Source organism: Segeticoccus rhizosphaerae (assembly GCF_009192725.1).
Lineage (GTDB): Bacteria > Actinomycetota > Actinomycetes > Actinomycetales > Dermatophilaceae > Segeticoccus > Segeticoccus rhizosphaerae.
The window spans coordinates 1-1,686 of record NZ_VOHR01000522.1 but is presented as its reverse complement, the minus strand read 5'-3'; the positions used below and the strand labels follow the sequence as shown (position 1 = coordinate 1,686).

The 1,686-nt window shown below is 73.4% G+C and carries 3 protein-coding genes; all 3 read right to left on the bottom strand.

Features of this window, described 5'->3' with window-relative positions; genetic code table 11:
* Positions 1 to 382 (bottom strand): MogA/MoaB family molybdenum cofactor biosynthesis protein (locus FRW57_RS21330; protein WP_152187009.1); only part of this gene is annotated, 382 nt, incomplete at its 3' end.
* Positions 379 to 879 (bottom strand): cyclic pyranopterin monophosphate synthase MoaC, encoded by a 501-nt coding sequence (gene moaC / locus FRW57_RS21325; protein WP_137119995.1) that lies wholly within the window; start codon positions 877 to 879, stop codon positions 379 to 381. The genes FRW57_RS21330 and moaC, both read right to left, overlap by 4 nt.
* Positions 879 to 1,686, bottom strand: an 808-nt coding sequence (locus FRW57_RS21320) for a molybdopterin molybdotransferase MoeA (RefSeq protein ID WP_162529462.1), incomplete at its 5' end; no start/stop codon positions are given. The genes FRW57_RS21320 and moaC, both read right to left, overlap by 1 nt.

Sequence of the window (1,686 nt, the reverse complement as noted above, 5' to 3'; positions counted from 1 at the left end):
CGACGCCGGCGATGCCGCGGGAGAGCATCGCGGTCGGCACCCCGGCCGCGACCCCGGCCGCCCGGATGGCCTCGGCGATGCCGCGAATCTGTCGATCGATCAGCCGCATCGTCTGGTCGGGGGTGCGGTCGGTCGGCGAGATGCCGGTCCCGCCCGTGGTCACCAGCAGGTGGACTCCCGCGTCGATGGCTCGCCGCATCGCCGTGTCGACCTCAGGGCCGTCGGGGACGACCACTGGCTCGGCGACCCGCAGGCCCCACGAGCGGGCGGCAGCCACGATCAACGGACCCGCGCGGTCGGCATACACGCCTCTCGCCGCGCGCGTCGAGCAGGTGATGACCACCGCGTGCCGCTCGACCGCCTCCTCGTCACTGGTGCTCATCGGTCGCGCTCCTCGGCGCTCGGGTCCTCCGCCCAATCCCCCGAGCGGCCACCTGCTTTGGCCGTCACCCGCACGTCGGTGATCCGCGCGTGCCGGTCGACGGCCTTGACCATGTCGATGAGGGCGAGCGAGGCCACCGTCACGGCGGTGAGCGCCTCCATCTCGATGCCGGTGCGGTCGGCCGTGCGCACCTGCGCCCGCACGTCCACCCCGTCGTCGGCCACCTCGAGATCGACCTCGATCCCGTGGATCCCGATCGGGTGGGCGAGCGGAATCAGCTCCGGAGTCCGCTTCGCGCCCTGGATTCCGGCCAGGCGCGCCACCGCCAACGCGTCGCCCTTGGGCACGTTGCCGGAACGCAGCGCGGAGACCGCCTCGGCAGAGAGGAGCACTCGTCCCGCCGCCGACGCCGTCCGCGGCGTCACGGCCTTCGCACTGACGTCGACCATGTGGGCGGTCCCGTCGGCGCGCACGTGGGTCAACGACGGTTCACTCATCAGCGCTCCTCGAGGTCGCCCAGGACGCGGCACTGCACCCTGTCACCAGCATGCACCCGGGTGACCTCCGCTGGTATGACGGCGAGCGCGTCAGCTGCCGCAAGTCCCCCGAGCACGTAGGAACCCTGTCCGCCCGCGAGCGCCGCCGACCACCCGGTGCCGCTTCGGCGCAGCGAGACCCGGGCGAACTGCACCTTGCCCTCGGGCGCGGTCCAGTCGTGCTCGGCGACCGCCTCGACCGTCGGCACCTCGCTGGACCGCCCGGCCATCTGCCGCAGGGCCGGCGCCACGAACACCTCGAACGACACCAGGGTGCTGACCGGGTTGCCTGGGAGGGTGAAGACCGGGCACCGCCGTGGTCCGAGGAGCCCGAAACCCTGCGGCTTGCCCGGCTGCATCGCCACCCGGTCGAAGGTCACTTCGCCACCGGCCGCCAGCACCTCCTTGACCGTGTCGTAGGCGCCCATGCTCACCCCGCCGGTCGTGATGATCGCGTCGCACTCCGCGGCCTCCCGGGCCAGGGTGGCCGCGAAGGAGCCGGTGTCGTCGCGCACCCGAGCCTGGTGGGCGTCGGCGCCGAGCTCCCCCAGCGCAGCCGCGACCATGAGGCTGTTGCTGTCGACCACCTGCCCGAAGCCCGGGACGGTGCCGGGCTCGACCAACTCGTCGCCGGTGGAGATCACCGCCACCCGGGGTCGCGGCACGGCCTCCACCCGACCGCGGCCCACCGCCGCCAGCACGGCCAGCTGTCGCGGTCCGAGCACCGTGCCGGCGGGCAGGACGGTGTCGCCGACCTGGAGGTCGTCA